19 protein-coding genes are annotated in these 15,678 nt (G+C 72.8%); 11 read left to right on the top strand and 8 right to left on the bottom strand.

The window, feature by feature from the left end:
• Window positions 1-34: 34 nt before the first annotated feature.
• The 4 genes from ACLQ3B_RS28045 to ACLQ3B_RS28030 all read right to left on the bottom strand — a co-directional run bounded on the left by ACLQ3B_RS28045 (window position 35) and on the right by ACLQ3B_RS28030 (window position 2,799).
• Window positions 35-952, bottom strand: a complete 918-nt coding sequence (locus tag ACLQ3B_RS28045) for a hypothetical protein (RefSeq protein WP_425783683.1) — start codon at window positions 950-952, stop codon at window positions 35-37.
• Window positions 939-2,180 carry a hypothetical protein gene (locus ACLQ3B_RS28040; protein WP_425783682.1) on the bottom strand — a complete coding sequence of 414 codons (1,242 nt, stop codon included), beginning with the start codon at window positions 2,178-2,180 and terminating at the stop codon, window positions 939-941. Before ACLQ3B_RS28040 ends, ACLQ3B_RS28045 begins: the two co-directional genes overlap by 14 nt.
• 92 nt (window positions 2,181-2,272) lie before the next feature.
• Window positions 2,273-2,518, bottom strand: coding sequence for a flavin reductase (locus tag ACLQ3B_RS28035; RefSeq protein WP_425783681.1), 246 nt, complete (start codon window positions 2,516-2,518; stop codon window positions 2,273-2,275).
• On the bottom strand, window positions 2,518-2,799 hold the full coding sequence (locus ACLQ3B_RS28030; protein WP_425783680.1) for a hypothetical protein: 282 nt from the start codon (window positions 2,797-2,799) through the stop codon (window positions 2,518-2,520). The genes ACLQ3B_RS28035 and ACLQ3B_RS28030 overlap by 1 nt, the downstream gene beginning before the upstream one ends.
• A 118-nt stretch (window positions 2,800-2,917) precedes the next feature.
• On the opposite strand from ACLQ3B_RS28030, the gene ACLQ3B_RS28025 reads away from it, so the two are divergent.
• Together ACLQ3B_RS28025 and ACLQ3B_RS28020 are read left to right on the top strand one after the other, a co-directional pair.
• The gene (locus ACLQ3B_RS28025) at window positions 2,918-3,685 is read left to right on the top strand and encodes a DUF5753 domain-containing protein (protein ID WP_425783679.1); all 768 of its coding nucleotides are present in this window, start codon (window positions 2,918-2,920) and stop codon (window positions 3,683-3,685) included.
• Window positions 3,676-3,867: a DUF397 domain-containing protein gene (locus tag ACLQ3B_RS28020; RefSeq protein ID WP_091398120.1), complete on the top strand. Its 192-nt coding sequence runs from the start codon at window positions 3,676-3,678 to the stop codon at window positions 3,865-3,867. The genes ACLQ3B_RS28025 and ACLQ3B_RS28020 overlap by 10 nt, the downstream gene beginning before the upstream one ends.
• A gap of 82 nt (window positions 3,868-3,949) precedes the next feature.
• Here ACLQ3B_RS28020 and ACLQ3B_RS28015 read toward each other — a convergent pair whose 3' ends face one another.
• The gene (locus ACLQ3B_RS28015; RefSeq protein WP_425783678.1) at window positions 3,950-5,182 is read right to left on the bottom strand and encodes an MFS transporter; all 1,233 of its coding nucleotides are present in this window, start codon (window positions 5,180-5,182) and stop codon (window positions 3,950-3,952) included.
• Window positions 5,183-5,250: 68 nt separating this feature from the next.
• Between ACLQ3B_RS28015 and ACLQ3B_RS28010 the strand changes: the two genes are divergently transcribed.
• From ACLQ3B_RS28010 to ACLQ3B_RS27975, 8 genes are all read left to right on the top strand, one after another.
• The gene (locus ACLQ3B_RS28010; RefSeq protein WP_425783677.1) at window positions 5,251-5,766 is read left to right on the top strand and encodes a MarR family winged helix-turn-helix transcriptional regulator; all 516 of its coding nucleotides are present in this window, start codon (window positions 5,251-5,253) and stop codon (window positions 5,764-5,766) included.
• A 54-nt stretch (window positions 5,767-5,820) separates the two neighbouring features.
• A complete protein-coding gene (locus tag ACLQ3B_RS28005) occupies window positions 5,821-6,336 on the top strand; it encodes a DUF2087 domain-containing protein (RefSeq protein ID WP_425783676.1) in 516 nt (171 codons plus the stop codon).
• 52 nt (window positions 6,337-6,388) lie between these two features.
• Complete coding sequence (locus ACLQ3B_RS28000) at window positions 6,389-6,865, top strand: MarR family winged helix-turn-helix transcriptional regulator (RefSeq protein WP_425783675.1); 477 nt, start codon at window positions 6,389-6,391, stop codon at window positions 6,863-6,865.
• 76 nt (window positions 6,866-6,941) lie between these two features.
• Window positions 6,942-7,355, top strand: coding sequence for a DUF6069 family protein (locus ACLQ3B_RS27995; RefSeq protein ID WP_425783674.1), 414 nt, complete (start codon window positions 6,942-6,944; stop codon window positions 7,353-7,355).
• A 243-nt stretch (window positions 7,356-7,598) separates the two neighbouring features.
• Window positions 7,599-9,287: an ABC-F family ATP-binding cassette domain-containing protein gene (locus ACLQ3B_RS27990; RefSeq protein WP_425783673.1), complete on the top strand. Its 1,689-nt coding sequence runs from the start codon at window positions 7,599-7,601 to the stop codon at window positions 9,285-9,287.
• A gap of 30 nt (window positions 9,288-9,317) precedes the next feature.
• The gene (locus ACLQ3B_RS27985; RefSeq protein WP_425783672.1) at window positions 9,318-9,812 is read left to right on the top strand and encodes a GNAT family N-acetyltransferase; all 495 of its coding nucleotides are present in this window, start codon (window positions 9,318-9,320) and stop codon (window positions 9,810-9,812) included.
• Between the two features lie 102 nt (window positions 9,813-9,914).
• The gene (locus ACLQ3B_RS27980; RefSeq protein ID WP_425783779.1) at window positions 9,915-10,340 is read left to right on the top strand and encodes an Hsp20/alpha crystallin family protein; all 426 of its coding nucleotides are present in this window, start codon (window positions 9,915-9,917) and stop codon (window positions 10,338-10,340) included.
• Between the two features lie 71 nt (window positions 10,341-10,411).
• Window positions 10,412-11,410: a tyrosine-type recombinase/integrase gene (locus ACLQ3B_RS27975; RefSeq protein WP_425783671.1), complete on the top strand. Its 999-nt coding sequence runs from the start codon at window positions 10,412-10,414 to the stop codon at window positions 11,408-11,410.
• 42 nt (window positions 11,411-11,452) lie between these two features.
• Here the strand turns inward: ACLQ3B_RS27975 and ACLQ3B_RS27970 are convergent, their stop codons facing one another.
• Window positions 11,453-11,824 carry a VOC family protein gene (locus tag ACLQ3B_RS27970; RefSeq protein WP_425783670.1) on the bottom strand — a complete coding sequence of 124 codons (372 nt, stop codon included), beginning with the start codon at window positions 11,822-11,824 and terminating at the stop codon, window positions 11,453-11,455.
• Window positions 11,825-11,912: 88 nt separating this feature from the next.
• Here ACLQ3B_RS27970 and ACLQ3B_RS27965 point away from each other — a divergent pair, with 88 nt between their 5' ends.
• On the top strand, window positions 11,913-12,758 hold the full coding sequence (locus ACLQ3B_RS27965; protein ID WP_425783669.1) for an LLM class flavin-dependent oxidoreductase: 846 nt from the start codon (window positions 11,913-11,915) through the stop codon (window positions 12,756-12,758).
• A gap of 8 nt (window positions 12,759-12,766) precedes the next feature.
• On the opposite strand, the gene ACLQ3B_RS27960 is transcribed toward ACLQ3B_RS27965, so the two are convergent.
• Together ACLQ3B_RS27960 and ACLQ3B_RS27955 are read right to left on the bottom strand one after the other, a co-directional pair.
• The gene (locus ACLQ3B_RS27960) at window positions 12,767-13,993 is read right to left on the bottom strand and encodes a PQQ-binding-like beta-propeller repeat protein (protein ID WP_425783668.1); all 1,227 of its coding nucleotides are present in this window, start codon (window positions 13,991-13,993) and stop codon (window positions 12,767-12,769) included.
• Window positions 13,962-15,665: an acyl-CoA dehydrogenase family protein gene (locus tag ACLQ3B_RS27955; protein WP_425783667.1), complete on the bottom strand. Its 1,704-nt coding sequence runs from the start codon at window positions 15,663-15,665 to the stop codon at window positions 13,962-13,964. Before ACLQ3B_RS27955 ends, ACLQ3B_RS27960 begins: the two co-directional genes overlap by 32 nt.
• Window positions 15,666-15,678 lie beyond the last annotated feature (13 nt).

Here is a 15,678-nt window from a genome sequence, read left to right as displayed (position 1 = left end):
CTCACGAGGTTTACCGGGGCCAGGATTAATGCCTTCAGTAGGGGCAGTTGCGCTTGTCGCGCAGCATCTGCGCGTACTCCGCTCCGGTGATGCGCAGCCGATCGGTCTTGCTGCCGTCCTTGGCCCGACAGCCATTGAACGGATTGAGGTAGACCCAGGTGTAGGCCGAGTCGTCCGCGCGTCCGGTCACCTCGAACGGCTTGTCGCCGGGTGCCGAAATCACCATGGTCTGGCGTCGTCCGTCGGCGAGGTAGTCCAACTCCAGCCGCCATCGGCAGTGCTGCTTGGCACTGAGCGCTCGTACCTGAATGACGTTCTTCTCACCTCTGGGCAGGGTGATCTTGTGGGTGGCGAAGAACGGGGCCCCGGCATCCTCGCCATCCGGGTCCTCGACGAGCATGCGGGGATTCGGTCGGTCCACGTGTGTCACGAGGACAACCTTCTTGGAGTCGCCCTGCGAGGGGTTGGACTCCTGGGTCCCGGTGAGCGGGGGCCGGCAGGGCTCGACGAGGACGGGCCGGAGTTCGACGGCCTCGACGGCCTCCTCCCGCGTGCCGACGAGCGTGACCTCCCAGGTGCTCCGGTCGATGTCGACCGCGTCGGCCTCGACCGTCGGATCGTCCGGCCGCGCGGCGTCCAGGCGAACCAGGTCCGCGCCGGCGGGGTAGACGTAGGCGGTCGCACCCTCCTGCGGATAGGGAACGTGCTTCAGGTCCAGGACGACGACAGGCCCCCGGCCGGCCAACTCCTCGGCCAGCTCGTTCGCCGGCTTCCACTGGTTGATCATGCCGAGCACCACGGCGCCGAGCCAGGTGGCGACGGCACCGACCACTATCGTCAGCAGCCAGGTGACGGGACGTTTCCACCAGGCGACGGCGGCCGACGCGGGCGGCGACACCGGGGCCGGGGTACGCGCCTTGCGAGGACGCGGGCGCTTGTTACGTGGACTCATGGACCGGGGTCTCCTGCGAATCGATGGACGTGGCGGTGCCGAGGAGCCGACGGGCCAGCAGCACTGCCAGCGCGACGAGCCAACCCCAGGCCGCACCGAAGCGCAGCGAGGAGGTCAACTCCTTGCCCAGGGACTCCCAGGGCGCGCAGCCGGTGGGGGAGCCCGAGACCGCGCAGTCGACGAGGACATCGGACGTCGCGGTCAGCGCGCACGCCGCGATCGTGGCACCCCAAGAGACGACGACGAGCCCGAGGCGCTGCCCGGAGGTCGGCAGGCCGCTGAGCAGCACCCACAGCAGGAACCACAGCACCAGCAGCAGGGCGAGCGCGAGCACCGACCTGTGCACCCACACGTCCCTGGACAGCGGATTCGGCTCGATCTCGTGCGTCAGCCGGTACTCCACGTCATCGCGTACGCGTGGCGGCGGCGACAGGGCGGTGCGGTACAGGAATTCCCTGAGCAGCCCCAGGAACCCTCTCCCCGAATAGCTGTCCCACACCGCCTGCGTGCCGTTGACCAGCGTGAGCACCAGCACCGGAAGGATGCCGGCCAGGGCAAGGTTCGCGCCGCGTCCTCGCACGTCGCCAATCAGCGGAACGCGGGCTGCTGGCTCCGTCTCCTCGGTCTCGTCTTCGCCACCACCGTCGGCGGTGTCCTTGCGCAGACGGCCCAGCAGCAGGATCGCCAGGCTGGTGCCACCGACCAGGAATGCGTTCGTCACCGCCAACAGGCAGCCGAGAAAGAGAGCGTCCGACGTCCAGCCCGTCAGCGTCAGGTGCGCGCTGGCGAGGAGCGTGGAGTGGTCCAGTGCCTCGTTGGCGTACCAGCCGGCGGGGGCGCTGTGCACACGGACCACGAGGGTGGCCCACCAGAGCAGGTCCCCGATTGCCGTGGCGGTGAGGGCGGCGGCCGCGCCGGTCATCGCCGCGATGAACGGGTGCGTCTGTCGGGTGACGAGCCCGCAGGCCAGGTACGTCGACACCGCGATCAGCATGATCACGACCCAGCGGATCAGGGGCGTCACCGCGTCCATCATCGGAGCGGTCGTGGTGTCGAGGGGGGCGAAGAAGACGATCCCCTTCGCGATGAGCGTCGGGAAGTCGACGGCGGTCCGCGTGACGGTCAACGACTCCGTCATCGAGCGCACCTCGACGGTGACCCCCAGGTAGATCAGGATGGCGTGCACCGCGGCGAGCACGGCGACCACAATCCTGAATGGCCGGCTCATTTCGCCGGCCTCATCCCGGGGCGGGTCGTCACGCCGTCAGTCTTCCGCATTGCGCTGATGTGTACAGACCCCTGAAGGTTGCCGACGAAGCCTCAGCGGGTCTCCGCCCAGCCGACGAAACGCGGGGTCAGGTCGGGCAAAGCGATGCCCGGGTTGAGCTGGGCGAGATCGGCGGCGGCTTCCTCTTGGACCTTCGCCAGGTGGATCAACAGGCCCGGCCGATCCTCGCGGTACTGGCCGAGGAGGCGTAGTTTCGCCGCCGAGCACGGCCACAGGATGCCGCAGGCCGGGCAGCGCCACGACGGCCGCAACGGGGAGTGGTTCGGACGCTCGGGCATCAGCCCACCGCCACCGTTGTGCGGTGCGAGACCGCTGTGGACCGGCGGGCCTCGAGCCGCACCCCGCCGCGCATCACGAACAACTCGCGCCGCGCGACCGCTCCGCCTTTCCTGCCAAGCTCGTACGCGTCGAGCCAGAGCCAACCGTCGTAGGTGTGCCGGTCGGGCAACTCGCGGATGACCCGGACGACGATCGGCCTACTGAATTGGACGCTCGCGGCGGTGGTCAGCAGGACCACGTCACCGGCCCTGAGAGCGCCGCACCGTACCTCGTTCGGCATAGCTTCTCCTCCTCGTCGCAGCACCGTCTACACCGCACTTTGCCGGGGGTTGCTGGACAAACACACAGCGTTAACTAATCTCTTCAGAGCAGCGGATTTGTTCCAGGGGAGGGACGGCATGAACCACGCCTTTGTCGCAGCGCTGGCCGCGGCGGGTCACACCGCCGAGAGCCTCGCAGGTCAGCTCGGCGTGCACCCGAAGACCGTCGCCAGGTGGGCAAACCCGGGGCACATTCCCCAGAGCCGACACCGTGCGACGGTGGCCGGGCTGTTGGCGAAGGACGCCGACGCGCTGTGGCCGGACGTGGTCCGTCGCCGTGAGCCGGTGTGGTTCCGGCCGTGGGTCGACCTCGAACGCGAGGCCGTGACGCTGCGGTCGTTCGAGCTGACGTGGGTGCCCGGGCTGTTACAGACCGAGGCGTACGCCCGGGCGACCCTGGCCGGTGGGGTGCTGACACCGGAGGCGGTCGCCGAGTTCGCCGAGGCGCGGATCAACCGGCAGGCAATTCTCGGCCACAGCGGCGGACCCCTGCTGATCGCCGTGCTCGACGAGGGAGTGTTGCGGCGACGCGTCGGCGACGATCGCACGTTGATGGCGGTGCAACTCGCCCGCCTGCTCGGGCACGCCGAGGCGGGCACCGTGCAGCTGCACATCGTCCCGGCGGACGCGCCCAGCTACCCCGGGCTCGACGGCCCGTTCACCATCGCCGACATGCCGGACGGGTCGCGGGTCGCGCACGTCGACAGCGCGGCACGGGCGCAGATCCTCGATCAAACGTCGGATCTTGTTAGCCTGGAGCGACGGTGGGAGCGTATTCGCGGCGAGGCCCTGCCCCGAGGGCGTTCGTTGGAACTTCTCAGAGAAGCGGCAGCATCATGGACATGACCGGTGCGCGGTGGCGGAAGAGCACGAGGAGTGGCGGCAACGGTGGCAACTGTGTCGAGGTTGCCGACAACCTTCCGGGCGTGGTCCTGGTTCGCGACACGAAGGACCGCGACGGCGGCACGCTGACTTTCAGCCCTCAGTCGTGGCGGGGCTTCGTCGCGATGGCACGCGACGCCGGCTGACCGACCACTCGACAAGGGCTCCCTGGAGCCCCTGTCGTGTTCAGCCGGGCCGTCGGCCGCCGCGCACCGGCGATCGATCTGATCAACGGACGGCAGCGGGTTCGGTCGGTTGCGGTTGGGGCGTCGCCGGCCAGGTGAGTCGGCGTACGCCGGGGACGAGCGCGGTGCCCGCGCAGGAGGCGAGGACCAGCAGGCCGGCGGCGGCCAGGGGGACGCCTGCGCCGAACGCGTCGGCGGCCAGCGGGGCCAGCGCGTAGCCCAGCGGCATGGCGCCCAGCGACACCAGCCAGTCGTACGAGGTGACCCGGGCCAGGACCTCCGGCGGGAAGTGGTGCTGCACGACTGTCTCCCACACCGGGTTGAGGTAGCCGAGGGCGGTCAGCGCCACCGCGTAGGCGGCGATCACCGCGGGGGCGGGGGCGGCGACGGCGAGCAGGAACAGCGGCGCGGCGTAGCAGGCCAGGCCGAGGTTGGCCAGCAGCACCGGCCGGTGCAGCCGCACCCGCCCGGCCAGCAGCGATCCGGTGAGCATCCCGATCGCGCCGGCCTGCAACAGCAGCACCCAGGTTGTCTCGCCACCGAGGCGGTCGATGGCGACGGCCGGCCCGAGGGTCATCAGCACGGCGGCGGCGCCGTTCCACACGCCGTGCCCGAGCAGGCTGGTCCAGAACCAGTCGCGGACGCGCACCTCGCCGAAGCCGTGCCGCAGGTCGGCGAGGACGGAACGGCGGGGCACCGGCACGTGGCGGACCCGCACCAGCGCGAGGAGCGCGGCGCTGAGCGCGAACGAGGCACCGTCCAGGATGAACGCCCAGCCAGGCCCGGCGGCCCAGATCAGCGCGCCGGCCAGTGCCGGCCCGGCGAGACGGCTGGTGTTGGCGGTGATCCCCATCAGGGCGTTGGCCCGTTGCCGGTCGGCCGGCTCAACGATGCCGGCGACCAGCGGAGACGCGGTCGGAATGGCGAACGCCGAGGCGGTGCCGCCGAGTGCGGACGCCACGACCACTGTGGTCAACGACGGGTCGCCGCCGAGCAGCTCCACGCCGACCGCGACCTGGGTCACGCAGCGGACCAGGTCGGCCAGCAGGGCGACCCGGCGGGCGTCGAACCGATCGGCCACCACACCGCCCAGTGGCAGCAGGAGCAGCCGGGGGACGACCGCCGCGGCGAGGACGACGGCCAGCGCGCCGGTGGAGCCGGTGGCGCGCAGCACGGCCAGCGCCAGCGCGGCGGGCACCACCGCGTCGCCGACGGCGGAGATGGTGCGACCCAGGAACAGCAGCCGGAAGGAGTGGTTGCGCAGGGGGTGAGCCATAACCGCAATGTACTTCGACATCGAATATTTCGGCAATGAATATTTCGGCGCAGAGGTAAGCTGGCGCGATGACCACCACCCCGGACGCCGTCGACGAGCACATCGAACGCTGGCTCCCCGTGGTGCCCGACCTCGACGCGGACGTCGAGGGGGCCGTGACCAGGATGATCCGGCTGACCCGGCACCTGCGGGCGGTCAAGGAGCGGGTCCTGGTCGACCTCGACCTGCCGGCCCACGAGTACGACACCCTGCACGCCCTGGCCGGCCGCCGGGGCCGGGCGGCACCCTCGGACCTCGCCGCGGACCTCACGATGGCCCCCGCCTCGATCACCGCGCGGGTGGACGCGCTGCTGCGGCGGGGCTTCGTGCGCCGCATTCCGTCGACAGTCGACCGTCGTCGAGTCGACGTGGAGCTCACCGAGGCGGGTCAGGCCGCGTGGCGCGGGGCGATGGAGGTCCAGGGCGCCGAGGAGCACCGTCTGCTCGGCGCGCTCAACGCGACCGAACGGCGACACCTCTCCGACCTGCTGCGCCGGGTGCTGCTCGTCGCCGAACAGCCGCCGAGCACGCCGAAGGTCGAATGAGCATGCCGAAAAACGCCTGGCGGCCCGCGTACCGCTGATGGAAGGGTGACCGGCGTGACTGCGCATGCGCTGGCCGGAGCCCTGGCCGACGACGGACGGCGACGCATCTTCGCGGCGATCGTGCTGGGTGCGACAAGCGCGACCGAGGTCGCCGAGCGGGCCGGCCTGCCGGCGCGGGTGGTGCTCACCGGGGTCCGCCGGCTCACCGACGCGGGCCTCGTCACCGGCGCGGACGGGGCGCTCGCGGCCGACGACGCGTCGCTGCGGGCGACCGCGCGCGACAGCCGCCCGGCCGACGCCGCCGACCCCGCCGCCGACCCGGTGCTGCGGACCTTCTTGCGCGGCGACGTCCTGGTGGGTCTGCCGGCGCAGCGGGGCCGACGGCGGGTCCTGCTGACGCACATCGCCGAGCAGTCGTTCGAGCCGGGCACCCGCTACCCGGAGCGGGCCGTCGACGACGCGCTCAAGCCGTGGTGCGCCGCGGGAGGGTCGGATCACGCGACGCTGCGCCGGTACCTGATCGACGAGCAGTTGCTCACCCGCGAGCAGGGCATCTACCAGCGGCTCTGATCGTCCGCCGCGCGAACCGTCCCGTCGTCGAGGATCTTGCTAGCCTCGGCGCATGACCTCCTGCACGCCCTCCGACGGCCCGCCGGACCTGTTGTTCCTGCTTTCCTGGGCGAGCCACGCCCTGCAGACCGAGCACGCCGCAGGGCTGGCCGAGCTGGGCATCTCGCCGCGGGCGCACTACGTGCTGGCGCAGGCCCGCACCGGTGACCTGACCCAGCGGGAGATCGGCGAGCGGTGCGGTGTGGACAAGACCACGATGGTGGTGACGCTCGACCAGTTGGAGCGGGCCGGGCTGGCCGAGCGGCGTCCGGTGCCGACGGACCGGCGTGCCCGGCTGGTGGCGGTGACTCCGGCGGGGGAGCAGGTGCTGCGGCAAGCGCAACAGGTGGTCCAGCGCATCCAGGACGACCTGCTCGCGACCCTGCCCGAGCAGGATCGGGAGGTGTTCCTGCGGGCGCTCCTGGCCCTGGTGGGCGGACCACTTGCCAACACCTCCCCGTACGCGCCGGGGGCCCGCTCCGGCTGTTAGTTCTGACAAAGATAGTTCCGAACAAGACTATCTGTTACGGTCGTACTCGTTCGTTTCCCCTGAACGAGGAGCCGTCATGAGCGCAGCCACCGTCACGACCCCCGCCCCCTCACCACTGCGCCGCCGCGCCCTCGGTGTCGCCGCCGCCGTCGTGGCACCCCTGGCGATCTGGGCGATCGGCGCGCTGGCCGGAGTCGACTACACCGTCGAGAGCCCGGGTCAGCCCGCCACGGTCATCGGAGCCGGCGCGATCGTCATGATCGCCCTGGGGGCCGCCCTGCTCGGCTGGGCGGCGCTGGCGCTCCTGGAGCGGTTCGCCACCCGGGTCGCCCGACCGGTCTGGACCTCGCTCGCCGTCGTCGTGACGCTGCTGTCCTTCGTTCCGCTGCTCGGCGTGGAGGCCACCGGCGGCGCCAAGCTGGCCCTCGGCGCGACGCACGTGGCCGTGGCGGTCGCGTTGATCGCCCTGCTGCCCCGCCGCCGCCGGTAGGCGGCCCGTTGGTACCCCCGCCCACCTCGTGTCGCGCTGGCCACGGGGTGGGCGAAACCCTCGGGAGTTGAGGCGGCGAGGTTGTTAACATCGCCGTCATGGCACGAGGTATCTGGTCGCAGAAGGTTCGCTCCGCCCGCTGACGGCGGCGCCTTCCTTCTGCTGAATTCGCGCCCGCCGTCCCGGTTCCCGCCGGGCGGACGTTAACTGCTGCCCGGCTCCATCGCGAGCTGCGGAGCACCGTTGAACCTCACCCCGAACCCCACAACCATCTCCCTGCCCATCGAGGCCGGCGGCAGCGCGCACGTGCGCGCCACCACCATCACCGTGACCCGCGGGTCCCGGCGTGTGCTGAACGACGTCTCGGTCACCGTCTCCGCCCGGTCACGGGTGGCGGTCGTTGGCGAGAACGGTCGCGGCAAGACGACACTGCTGCACGTCCTCGCCGGGCTGATCACGCCGGACGACGGCACCGTCCAGCGGGCCGGCACGATCGGACTGGCCCGCCAGGAGCTGTCCGCCCGCGACGGCGAGACGGTCGGCACCCTGACGTCCGAGGCGCTGGCCGCGTCGCTCGCGGCCCTTGAGGCGCTGGACGAGGCGACCCTCGCTCTGACCGACGGCGATCCGAGCGCCGAGGACCGCTACGCCGCCGCGCTCGACGCCGCCACCCGGCTCGACGCGTGGGACGCCGAACGCCGTGTCGACGTGGCACTGGAGGCCCTGCACGCCTGTACCGACCGCGGCCGTCCCCTGTCGACGTTGTCGGTCGGGCAGCGTTACCGGGTACGGCTGGCGTGCCTGCTCGGCGCGCGGCACGACACGCTGCTGCTCGACGAGCCAACCAACCACCTCGACGCCGATGGCCTGGACTTCCTGACCCGCCGGCTACGCGAGCACGACGGCGGTCTCGCGATCGTCAGCCACGACCGCGCGCTGCTGCGCGACGTCGCGGACAGGTTCCTCGACCTCGACCCCACCCACGACGGCAGGGCGCGCCTCTACGCCGGCGGCTACGACGCCTGGCAGGACGCGCGGCGTCGCGAGCGGGAGCACTGGGAGCAGGAGTACGAGGAGCAGCAGGCCGAGCGTCGACGGCTCCAGGACGCGGTGTCGAAGGCCCGCGACCGGCTCTCCACTGGCTGGCGGCCGGACAAGGGGACCGGCAGGCACCAGCGTCAGTCCCGCGCGCCGGGTGTCGTGCAGGCCCTGAACCGGCAGCAGGACGCACTGCAGGCGCACCGGATCGACGTGCCGAAACCACCGCCGGCGCTGCGGTTCCCGGACCTTGGCGTACGACCGGGCGCGCCGCAGGTACGCGCGCAGGGCGTCGCCGTCGACGGGCGGCTTGCTGGTCCGGTCGACCTCACCATCGACGGCGGCGACCGGCTGCTCGTCACCGGGCCCAACGGCGCCGGGAAGTCCACACTGCTCGCGGTGCTGGCCGGAGCGCTCGAACCCACAAATGGTCACGCCTGGACGGCGCGGGAGGCCCGCATCGCCCGGCTCACCCAGGAGACCGCCGGGCAGGCCCCCGACCTCAGCGCCGACGAGGTGTACGCCCGCCAGGTGGGCCGGCTGGTGTCCGGCGGGGTGCTGCCCGCCGCCGAGACCGTGTCGCTCGGCTCGCTCGGGTTGCTGGACTCCGCCGCGACGCGTATGCCGGTCGGGCGGATGTCGCAGGGGCAGCAGCGGCGCCTCGACCTGGCGTTGGTGCTGGCGGGGCGGCCCACGCTGATCCTGCTCGACGAGCCGACCAACCACCTGTCGTCGACCCTGGCCGACGAGCTGACCGCCGCGGTCCGCGACACGAGCGCCGCCGTCGTGATCGCCACCCACGACCGGCAGTTGTTACGGGACCTGGCCGACTGGCCGCTGCTGCGGATCGGCGAGTCGTCGACACCGGGTGCGCGAGCCCGGGCCACCGGATAAAACCGTTGACCGGGCGGTGATGATCAACAGGTGACCACGACCGCCCGGTCCACCTGGGCAACCACAGCTGTCCGGCCCGACCACCCCGACGCGGCGCTCCTGCTGCGCGAGTACATGACCGAGATGGTCGTTCGCTATCACCGTCGCCCGGCCCTGCCCGGCGAGGTCGACGCGGCCCTGGCCGAGCTGCCCAGCGACGACCTGACCGAGCCGAGCGGGTTGCTCCTGCTCGCTCACCTCGGCGACGACCTGGCCGGCTGTGCCGGACTGCGCTGGCAACCGGGCTGGGCCGAGCTGACCCGGGTGTTCATCCGCCCCGGGCAGCGCGGCACGGGTGGGGGCGGCGCGTTGCTGGCCGCCGTCGAGGAACGGGCCCGCGCGGCCGGGGTGGACCGGATCCGGCTCGACACCCGGCACGACCTGGTCGAGGCCCGCGCCCTGTACGCCCGGCACGGCTACGCGGAGATTCCGGCGTATTCGCGGCGCCCCTACGCCGAGCACTGGTTCGAAAAGCGGCTGTTGTGAGCGGTTGACGTCGGCGCGCGGACACGCTAAATAAGAAGAGGAAGTTGAGTCACCCCGGCTCAACTCATCACCTTCGGCCAGGAGATCCGAGGAGGCATGACCATGTTGATGCGTACCGACCCGTTCCGCGAGATCGACCGGCTCGCCGAGCAGTTCTTCGGTACGGCGGCCCGTCCCGCGACGATGCACCTGGACGCCTACCGCGACGGCGACCACTTCTATGCGGCTTTCGACCTGCCCGGCGTCGATCCGGACAGCATCGACTGCACGGTCGAGCGCAACGTGCTCACCGTCCGCGCCGAGCGTCGCCGGCCCGCCGGCGACGGCGTCGAACTGGTCGCCGCCGAACGCCCGATGGGCACCTTCACCCGGCAACTCTTCCTCGGCGACACACTGGACGCCGACAAGCTGGAGGCGGGCTACGAGAACGGGGTGCTGACGCTGCGCATCCCGGTCGCCGAGCGCGCCAAGCCCCGCCGGGTGACCATCAAGGCCAACGGCGACGCCCGCCGAGAGATCAACGCCTGATCCGCCACGCTGTCGGGTGGGACCGGCGCGCCTGCACGCCGATTCCACCCGAGGCTGAGAGCCTTTTTCACATGGTGTTCTCCGACGCTCCGGTGCTCGCCCGTCCGCCCGCGCCACCGGCGCTGCCGAGCGGGCCGGTCGAGGTCACCGAGGCGTGGCTGCGCAACCGGCGGCTGTCCGAGCACACCCGCGACGCCTACCGGCGCGACGTCACCGGCTGGCTGCGCTGGTGCGCCGGCCGCGACCTCGACCCGCTGCGGGCCACGTTCCTGCACGTCAACGAGTACGCCCGCGCCCTGGAGAGCAGCCTCGGCGCCCGCAGCGGCCGCCCACTGACCCCGGCGACCGTCGCGCGCCGACTCTCGGCGCTGTCCAGTTGGTACGACTTCCTCGTCAAACTGGGCGCCGTGCCGGCCAACCCGGTCTCCGGCGCCGACCGCCCACGCGTCGACCGGGACCACTCCGCCACCGTCGGGCTCACCCCCGAGGAGGTGGACGCCCTGCTCGACGCCGCCGACGCGGACACCGGCGTGACCGCCGTACGCAACCGGGCCGCGCTCGCGCTCCTCGCCGACCTGGGTCTGCGGGTCGGGGAGCTGATCTCGCTGGACCTGACCGACCTCGGCACCGAACGCGGCCACCGCAGCGTGCGCTTCGTCGGCAAGGGCGGCAAACAACGTCGCCGCGCACTCACCCCCGGCACCGGGTACGCCCTGGACGCCTACCTGGCCCAACGGGCCGCCAGCACCGGCGTGCCGGTGCCGCAGCTCACCGGCCCACTGCTGGTCACCGCCAGCGGTGCCCGGCTGGACCGACACTCGGTGTTCCGAATGGTCCGACGGCTCGCCCGCGCCGCCGGCATCCCCGCCTGGGCGAAGCTGTCCCCACACTCGCTGCGGCACGCCTTCGCCACCACCGCCCGCTCGGAGGGCGTGCCGTTGGAGGACGTGCAGGACGCCATGGGGCACGCCGACCCGCGCACCACCCGCCGCTACGACCGGGACCGGCACAACCTCGACCGCGACCCGGCCTACGTGGTGTGGGCGGCCCGGTCGCGGCGGCGCGGCTGAGCAACGCCTGTTGCGCTGCTCAGCCGGGCAGCGCCTGCGGCGTCAGCCCTGCGGGCGGGGGCAGATGCAGAACGGCTGGCCGATCGGGTCGAGAAGCACCACCCACCGCTCACCGCCGGGCTGGAAGGCCGGCTTCGACGCGCCCGCGGCGACGAACTTGTCCTCCGCCGCGGCCAGGTCGTCGACGTAAAGATCCAGGTGAAAGCGCTTGTTGCCGGTCTCATCCGGCCAGGAGGGCGGCTGGTAACCCTCGACCAGGCCGAAGCCGATGGAGACACCACCGGACCTGATCATCGCGTACTCCGGTTGGCTGTGGGTCACCTCCCAGCCCAGCGCCTCGTGGTAGAAGGCGGCATGGCCGGCCGGGTCGGAACTGTCGAGGTTGACCATCGCGAGGTCGGCAGAAGCTGTCATCCCGGCAGTATGCCGCCGGGGCCCGACAACTCCGGTCCCGCGACGCTCGCCGTGCCCGAGTGTCAGGCCCCCGCCCTACGGTCGGCGGATGAGACACGGTCTGGAGATTTCCTGCGGCGGGGCCTCGGTCGAGGTGTCCACCCTGGTCAAGCTGGGTGAGTTGGCCGAGCGCGCCGGCTGGGACGGCGTGTTCCTGGAGGACTATCTGATCCACTACTCCGGTGCCGACCCGTTCACCTACGACCCGTGGCTGGTCCTCGCCGCGATCGCCGGGCGCACCGGCCGGGTTCGGCTGGGCACCACGGTCACGGCGGTGCCCCGGCGTCGCCCGGCGAAGTTGGCGCGGGAGGTCCTCACCCTCGACCACCTCAGCGCCGGCCGGGCCACCGTGGCAGTCGGTGTCGGCGACCCCGGCGACCCGGGTCTGGCCGCCTTCGGCGAACAGAGCGAGGTGTCCGTGCGGGCCGAGATGCTCGACGAGGGTCTCGACCTGCTGACCGGGCTGCTCAGCGGTGAGCGGGTCAGCCACCAGGGCGCCCACTACCGCGCCGACGCGGTGGCGCTGCGACCCGCGCCGGTGCAGTCACCACGAGTACCCGTCTGGGTCGGCGGGAGCACCCAGGCCGGGGCGGTGCGCCGCCGTGCGGCCCGCGCCGACGGCATCGTGCCGTACAAGCTCACCGACACCGACGGGTGGTCCGACTTCACCCCCGACGAGGTACGCGACCTGGTCGAATCCCTGCCACCGGCGCGCGCCGACGGTCAGCCGTTCGACGTGGCGATCGGCGGCCGGCGGCGCCGTGCCGACGAACAGGCCGAACGGGCATACCTCGGTGAGCTGGCCGCCGCCGGCGCCACCTGGTGGCTGGAGTTCGTCCCGGCCGGCGATCCGGCGACGATGCGCGCCGCCGTCGCCCGGGGCCCCCTGCGCTGATCGCCGAATCAGGGGACGTCGAGGGGCCAGAACGTCATGCGGGCTGTGCCGTCGCGGCAGATCAGGCCGGTGCCGACCCGTCGGCAGTCGGTCAGACCCGCCGGAAGCACCATGGACACCCGATGACCGTCGCGTCCCAACGTGGCGACCAGGGGGCGCCTGCCGTCCGCCGCCATCCCCAGCACCACCAGGGGCTCCGCTGGCACCCGGGGGCCCGCCACCGTGCGCCAGCGCGCCCCGGCCGGCCACGTCCACACCCGCGCACCGGTGCCCGCGTCGATCGCCCAGCGCCCCTGCTCGTCCTGCCCGCAGATCAGACCCTGGCAGGGCCGCAGGGTCAACTCACCGGGCTCCGCCGGCAGCTGCCAGCGCGGGGCCAGCCCCGGTAGGTCGTACCCGGTCAGCGCCACCGCGGCGCCGCTCGGATGACGCAGCACCAGGTGATCGCCGACGACCTGCGGATTGTCCGGGCCATAGTTCGCCGGCGGAAGCCGTCCCCGCCCGCGCTCGGTGCCGTCACGGGCGTCGAGCAGCCGGGCCAGTCCGTTGTCCTGCACCAGCAGCAACTGCCCCGGCAGCGCCCACAGCACCGCCGTGGAGGGCACCGGGACCGACCATCGGGTCGCGCCGGTCGCCGGCTCGACAAAGTGCACAGTGCCCTCGACCCGCCGTGCCGGTTCGGAGACGCTGCGCACCTCGCTCACCGCGACCACCGCGTCCCCGGCCGCGTACACCCGCTCGGGTCGCCGCCACACCGGCTGACCGGTACGCATCGACCGCGCGGTGGTCACCCGTGCCCCGTGCGCCTGGTCGCGTTCGACAAGCAGCAACAGGTCACCGGCGACCTCGGCGAACCATCCGGCGGCGGGTGGCACGGTGACCCGCCACCGCGGCGGGCCGTGCGGCGCGGCCGAGTCGTAGGCGCTCAACGTCGGCGGGTTCGAATCCGGGTCGACGACCAGCAGCAGCGGCCCCGCGCCGAGCACTGTCGCCCGGGCGGGCACCGCCAGCGCGACCTGGGGCGTCAGCCGCGCGGCCGGGGCGGCGCCGCCGAGCAGCGCACAGACCGCCACCAGCACCGCCACCCGCCAGCGGCGGGACAGCCGCAGCGGTGGCCGATGCTCCTCCAGGGGCGCGCCCCGGTCGTCACCCAGCTCGATCAGCACGGACATCGCGCCCGCCCGTTCGCCCGCGCCGGCCGTCTCAGCAGAGCAGTTCCAGGTGGTGGTGGGCATCCTCGGCGATCTCCTCGTGCCGCAGCCAGCGGCGCGCCCACAACCGGGCGGCCAACTCCGCCTGCTCGTCACCCCACGCGGCGTGCTCGACGAGCAACGCGGTGGTCAGCGCGTACGCCAGGCGCAACGCCAGACCACGGGCACCCGCGAGCACCGCCGACGCACCCGGGTCGACGGTCACCGCCGTGATGGTCTCCTCCAACTGCGCGGCGGCGGTGGCCAGGGTGTCGGCCAGCACCGGCGACAGCGGCCGAGCCAGGTCGACGGCGGCGGCGAGCCGGCTCAGCAGCGGCGCGCCGGCGTCCTCCCGGGTCAGCGCGCGCAGCACGTCCAGGGCCAGCACGTTCGTGGTGCCCTCCCAGATCGGCAGCACCTGGGCGTCGCGCAGCAGGCGGGGCACGCCGGTGTCCTCCACGTAGCCGGCGCCGCCGAAGCTCTCCACGTACTCGCTTGCGGAACTGACGGCGAGCCGACCGGTGGCCAGCTTCGCCAGCGGCGCCACGATGCGCAGCTCCGCCGCCGCCTCCGGGTCGGCGCCGACCTCGACCCGACCGAGCAGGGCGAAGGCGTGACCGGCGAGGGCGAACGCGCCCGCCGCGTCGACCGCGAGGGTGCCCAGAGTGGCCCGGTGCAGGGGCGAGGACGCCAGCGGACCGCCGGCGACGTGCCGCACGTCGGCGTACGCGCGGGCGTAGGCGAGACCCCGTCGCATCCCGCCGGCCGCCGCCGCCGCGTTGTGCACCCGGGTCACCACGACCAGGGTCATCGCCCGGACCAGACCGGGCACCGCCGGGTCACCCAGCGGCAGGGCGTACGCGTCCCGCAGGCCGATCTCGGCGGTGGGCAGCGCCCGGGTGCCGAGCTTGTCCTTGAGCCGGTGCACCGTGACGCCCGGTGCGGGTGCGCCCGGCGCCGCGCCGTCGGCCAACGGTGAGTCGACCGCGTACCGGGGGACGAGGAACGGGGCCAGCACCCGGCTGCCCCGCCCGGCGCCCTCCGGTCGGGCCAACGCCACCGCCATCGCCGCGTCGGCGGCCGAGCAGAACCACTTCTCCCCGGTCAGCCGCCACGAGCCGTCCGCCGCGGGTCGCCCGATCGTGCTGGATCGGCCCAGGTCGGAGCCGCCCTGCGACTCGGTCATCCACTGCCCGCTGGTGATTGCCGTGGCCGGGTCCGTGGAGATCAGCCGGGGCAGCCACGCGTCGCGGACCGTGGCGTCGACGTCGGGCATGCTGAGCAGCGCCGCCGCCCCGTCGGCCATCGCCACCGGGCAGGAGAACGTGGCCGACTCCGGCCCGTACAGGTGCAGCAGGGCGTGTTGCACGACCCGCGCGGCGGCGCCCCAGGTGCCTCGGGCGTCCGGCAGGTAGGGCAGCGCGACCACGGCGTGTCGGGCGGCGGCGGCGCGCTGCGCCTGCCAACCGGCGGAGGTGTCGACGCGGTCGATCCGGGCGCCCCACGGGTCGTAGCGGACCAGCGTCGGTGGGTGCGCCTCCGCGTCGGCGTGCGCCGCGCGCAGTGGCCCGGTGACGTCGGCGGCCAGGTCGGCGAGACGCCCCTTCGCGGCGGCGTGCCCGCCCGGGCCGAGGTGACGCTCCAGCCAGGACCGCAGCAGGCCATCGCCGGCGTACGGGTCGACGGGGGGTGGTGTCGGCTGCACGAAGCGGCTCATCGATCGGCTCCTG

The organism is Micromonospora sp. DT53 (genome assembly GCF_049841535.1).
Lineage (GTDB): Bacteria > Actinomycetota > Actinomycetes > Mycobacteriales > Micromonosporaceae > Micromonospora.
Note: the sequence above shows the minus strand (reverse complement) of the source record. Positions and strands in the feature narration are given on the sequence as shown.

Excerpts from the sequence above, each read along its gene's own strand:
- ACLQ3B_RS28045 (WP_425783683.1), bottom strand. The coding sequence starts at position 952 with ATGAGTCCACGTAACAAGCGCCCGCGTCCTCGCAAGGCGCGTACCCCG.
- ACLQ3B_RS28040 (WP_425783682.1), bottom strand. The coding sequence starts at position 2,180 with ATGAGCCGGCCATTCAGGATTGTGGTCGCCGTGCTCGCCGCGGTGCAC.
- ACLQ3B_RS28035 (WP_425783681.1), bottom strand. The coding sequence starts at position 2,518 with ATGCCCGAGCGTCCGAACCACTCCCCGTTGCGGCCGTCGTGGCGCTGC.
- ACLQ3B_RS28030 (WP_425783680.1), bottom strand. The coding sequence starts at position 2,799 with ATGCCGAACGAGGTACGGTGCGGCGCTCTCAGGGCCGGTGACGTGGTC.
- ACLQ3B_RS28025 (WP_425783679.1), top strand. The coding sequence starts at position 2,918 with ATGAACCACGCCTTTGTCGCAGCGCTGGCCGCGGCGGGTCACACCGCC.
- ACLQ3B_RS28020 (WP_091398120.1), top strand. The coding sequence starts at position 3,676 with ATGGACATGACCGGTGCGCGGTGGCGGAAGAGCACGAGGAGTGGCGGC.
- ACLQ3B_RS28015 (WP_425783678.1), bottom strand. The coding sequence starts at position 5,182 with ATGGCTCACCCCCTGCGCAACCACTCCTTCCGGCTGCTGTTCCTGGGT.
- ACLQ3B_RS28010 (WP_425783677.1), top strand. The coding sequence starts at position 5,251 with ATGACCACCACCCCGGACGCCGTCGACGAGCACATCGAACGCTGGCTC.
- ACLQ3B_RS28000 (WP_425783675.1), top strand. The coding sequence starts at position 6,389 with ATGACCTCCTGCACGCCCTCCGACGGCCCGCCGGACCTGTTGTTCCTG.
- ACLQ3B_RS27995 (WP_425783674.1), top strand. The coding sequence starts at position 6,942 with ATGAGCGCAGCCACCGTCACGACCCCCGCCCCCTCACCACTGCGCCGC.
- ACLQ3B_RS27980 (WP_425783779.1), top strand. The coding sequence starts at position 9,915 with ATGTTGATGCGTACCGACCCGTTCCGCGAGATCGACCGGCTCGCCGAG.
- ACLQ3B_RS27975 (WP_425783671.1), top strand. The coding sequence starts at position 10,412 with ATGGTGTTCTCCGACGCTCCGGTGCTCGCCCGTCCGCCCGCGCCACCG.
- ACLQ3B_RS27970 (WP_425783670.1), bottom strand. The coding sequence starts at position 11,824 with ATGACAGCTTCTGCCGACCTCGCGATGGTCAACCTCGACAGTTCCGAC.
- ACLQ3B_RS27965 (WP_425783669.1), top strand. The coding sequence starts at position 11,913 with ATGAGACACGGTCTGGAGATTTCCTGCGGCGGGGCCTCGGTCGAGGTG.
- ACLQ3B_RS27960 (WP_425783668.1), bottom strand. The coding sequence starts at position 13,993 with ATGCCCACCACCACCTGGAACTGCTCTGCTGAGACGGCCGGCGCGGGC.
- ACLQ3B_RS27955 (WP_425783667.1), bottom strand. The coding sequence starts at position 15,665 with ATGAGCCGCTTCGTGCAGCCGACACCACCCCCCGTCGACCCGTACGCC.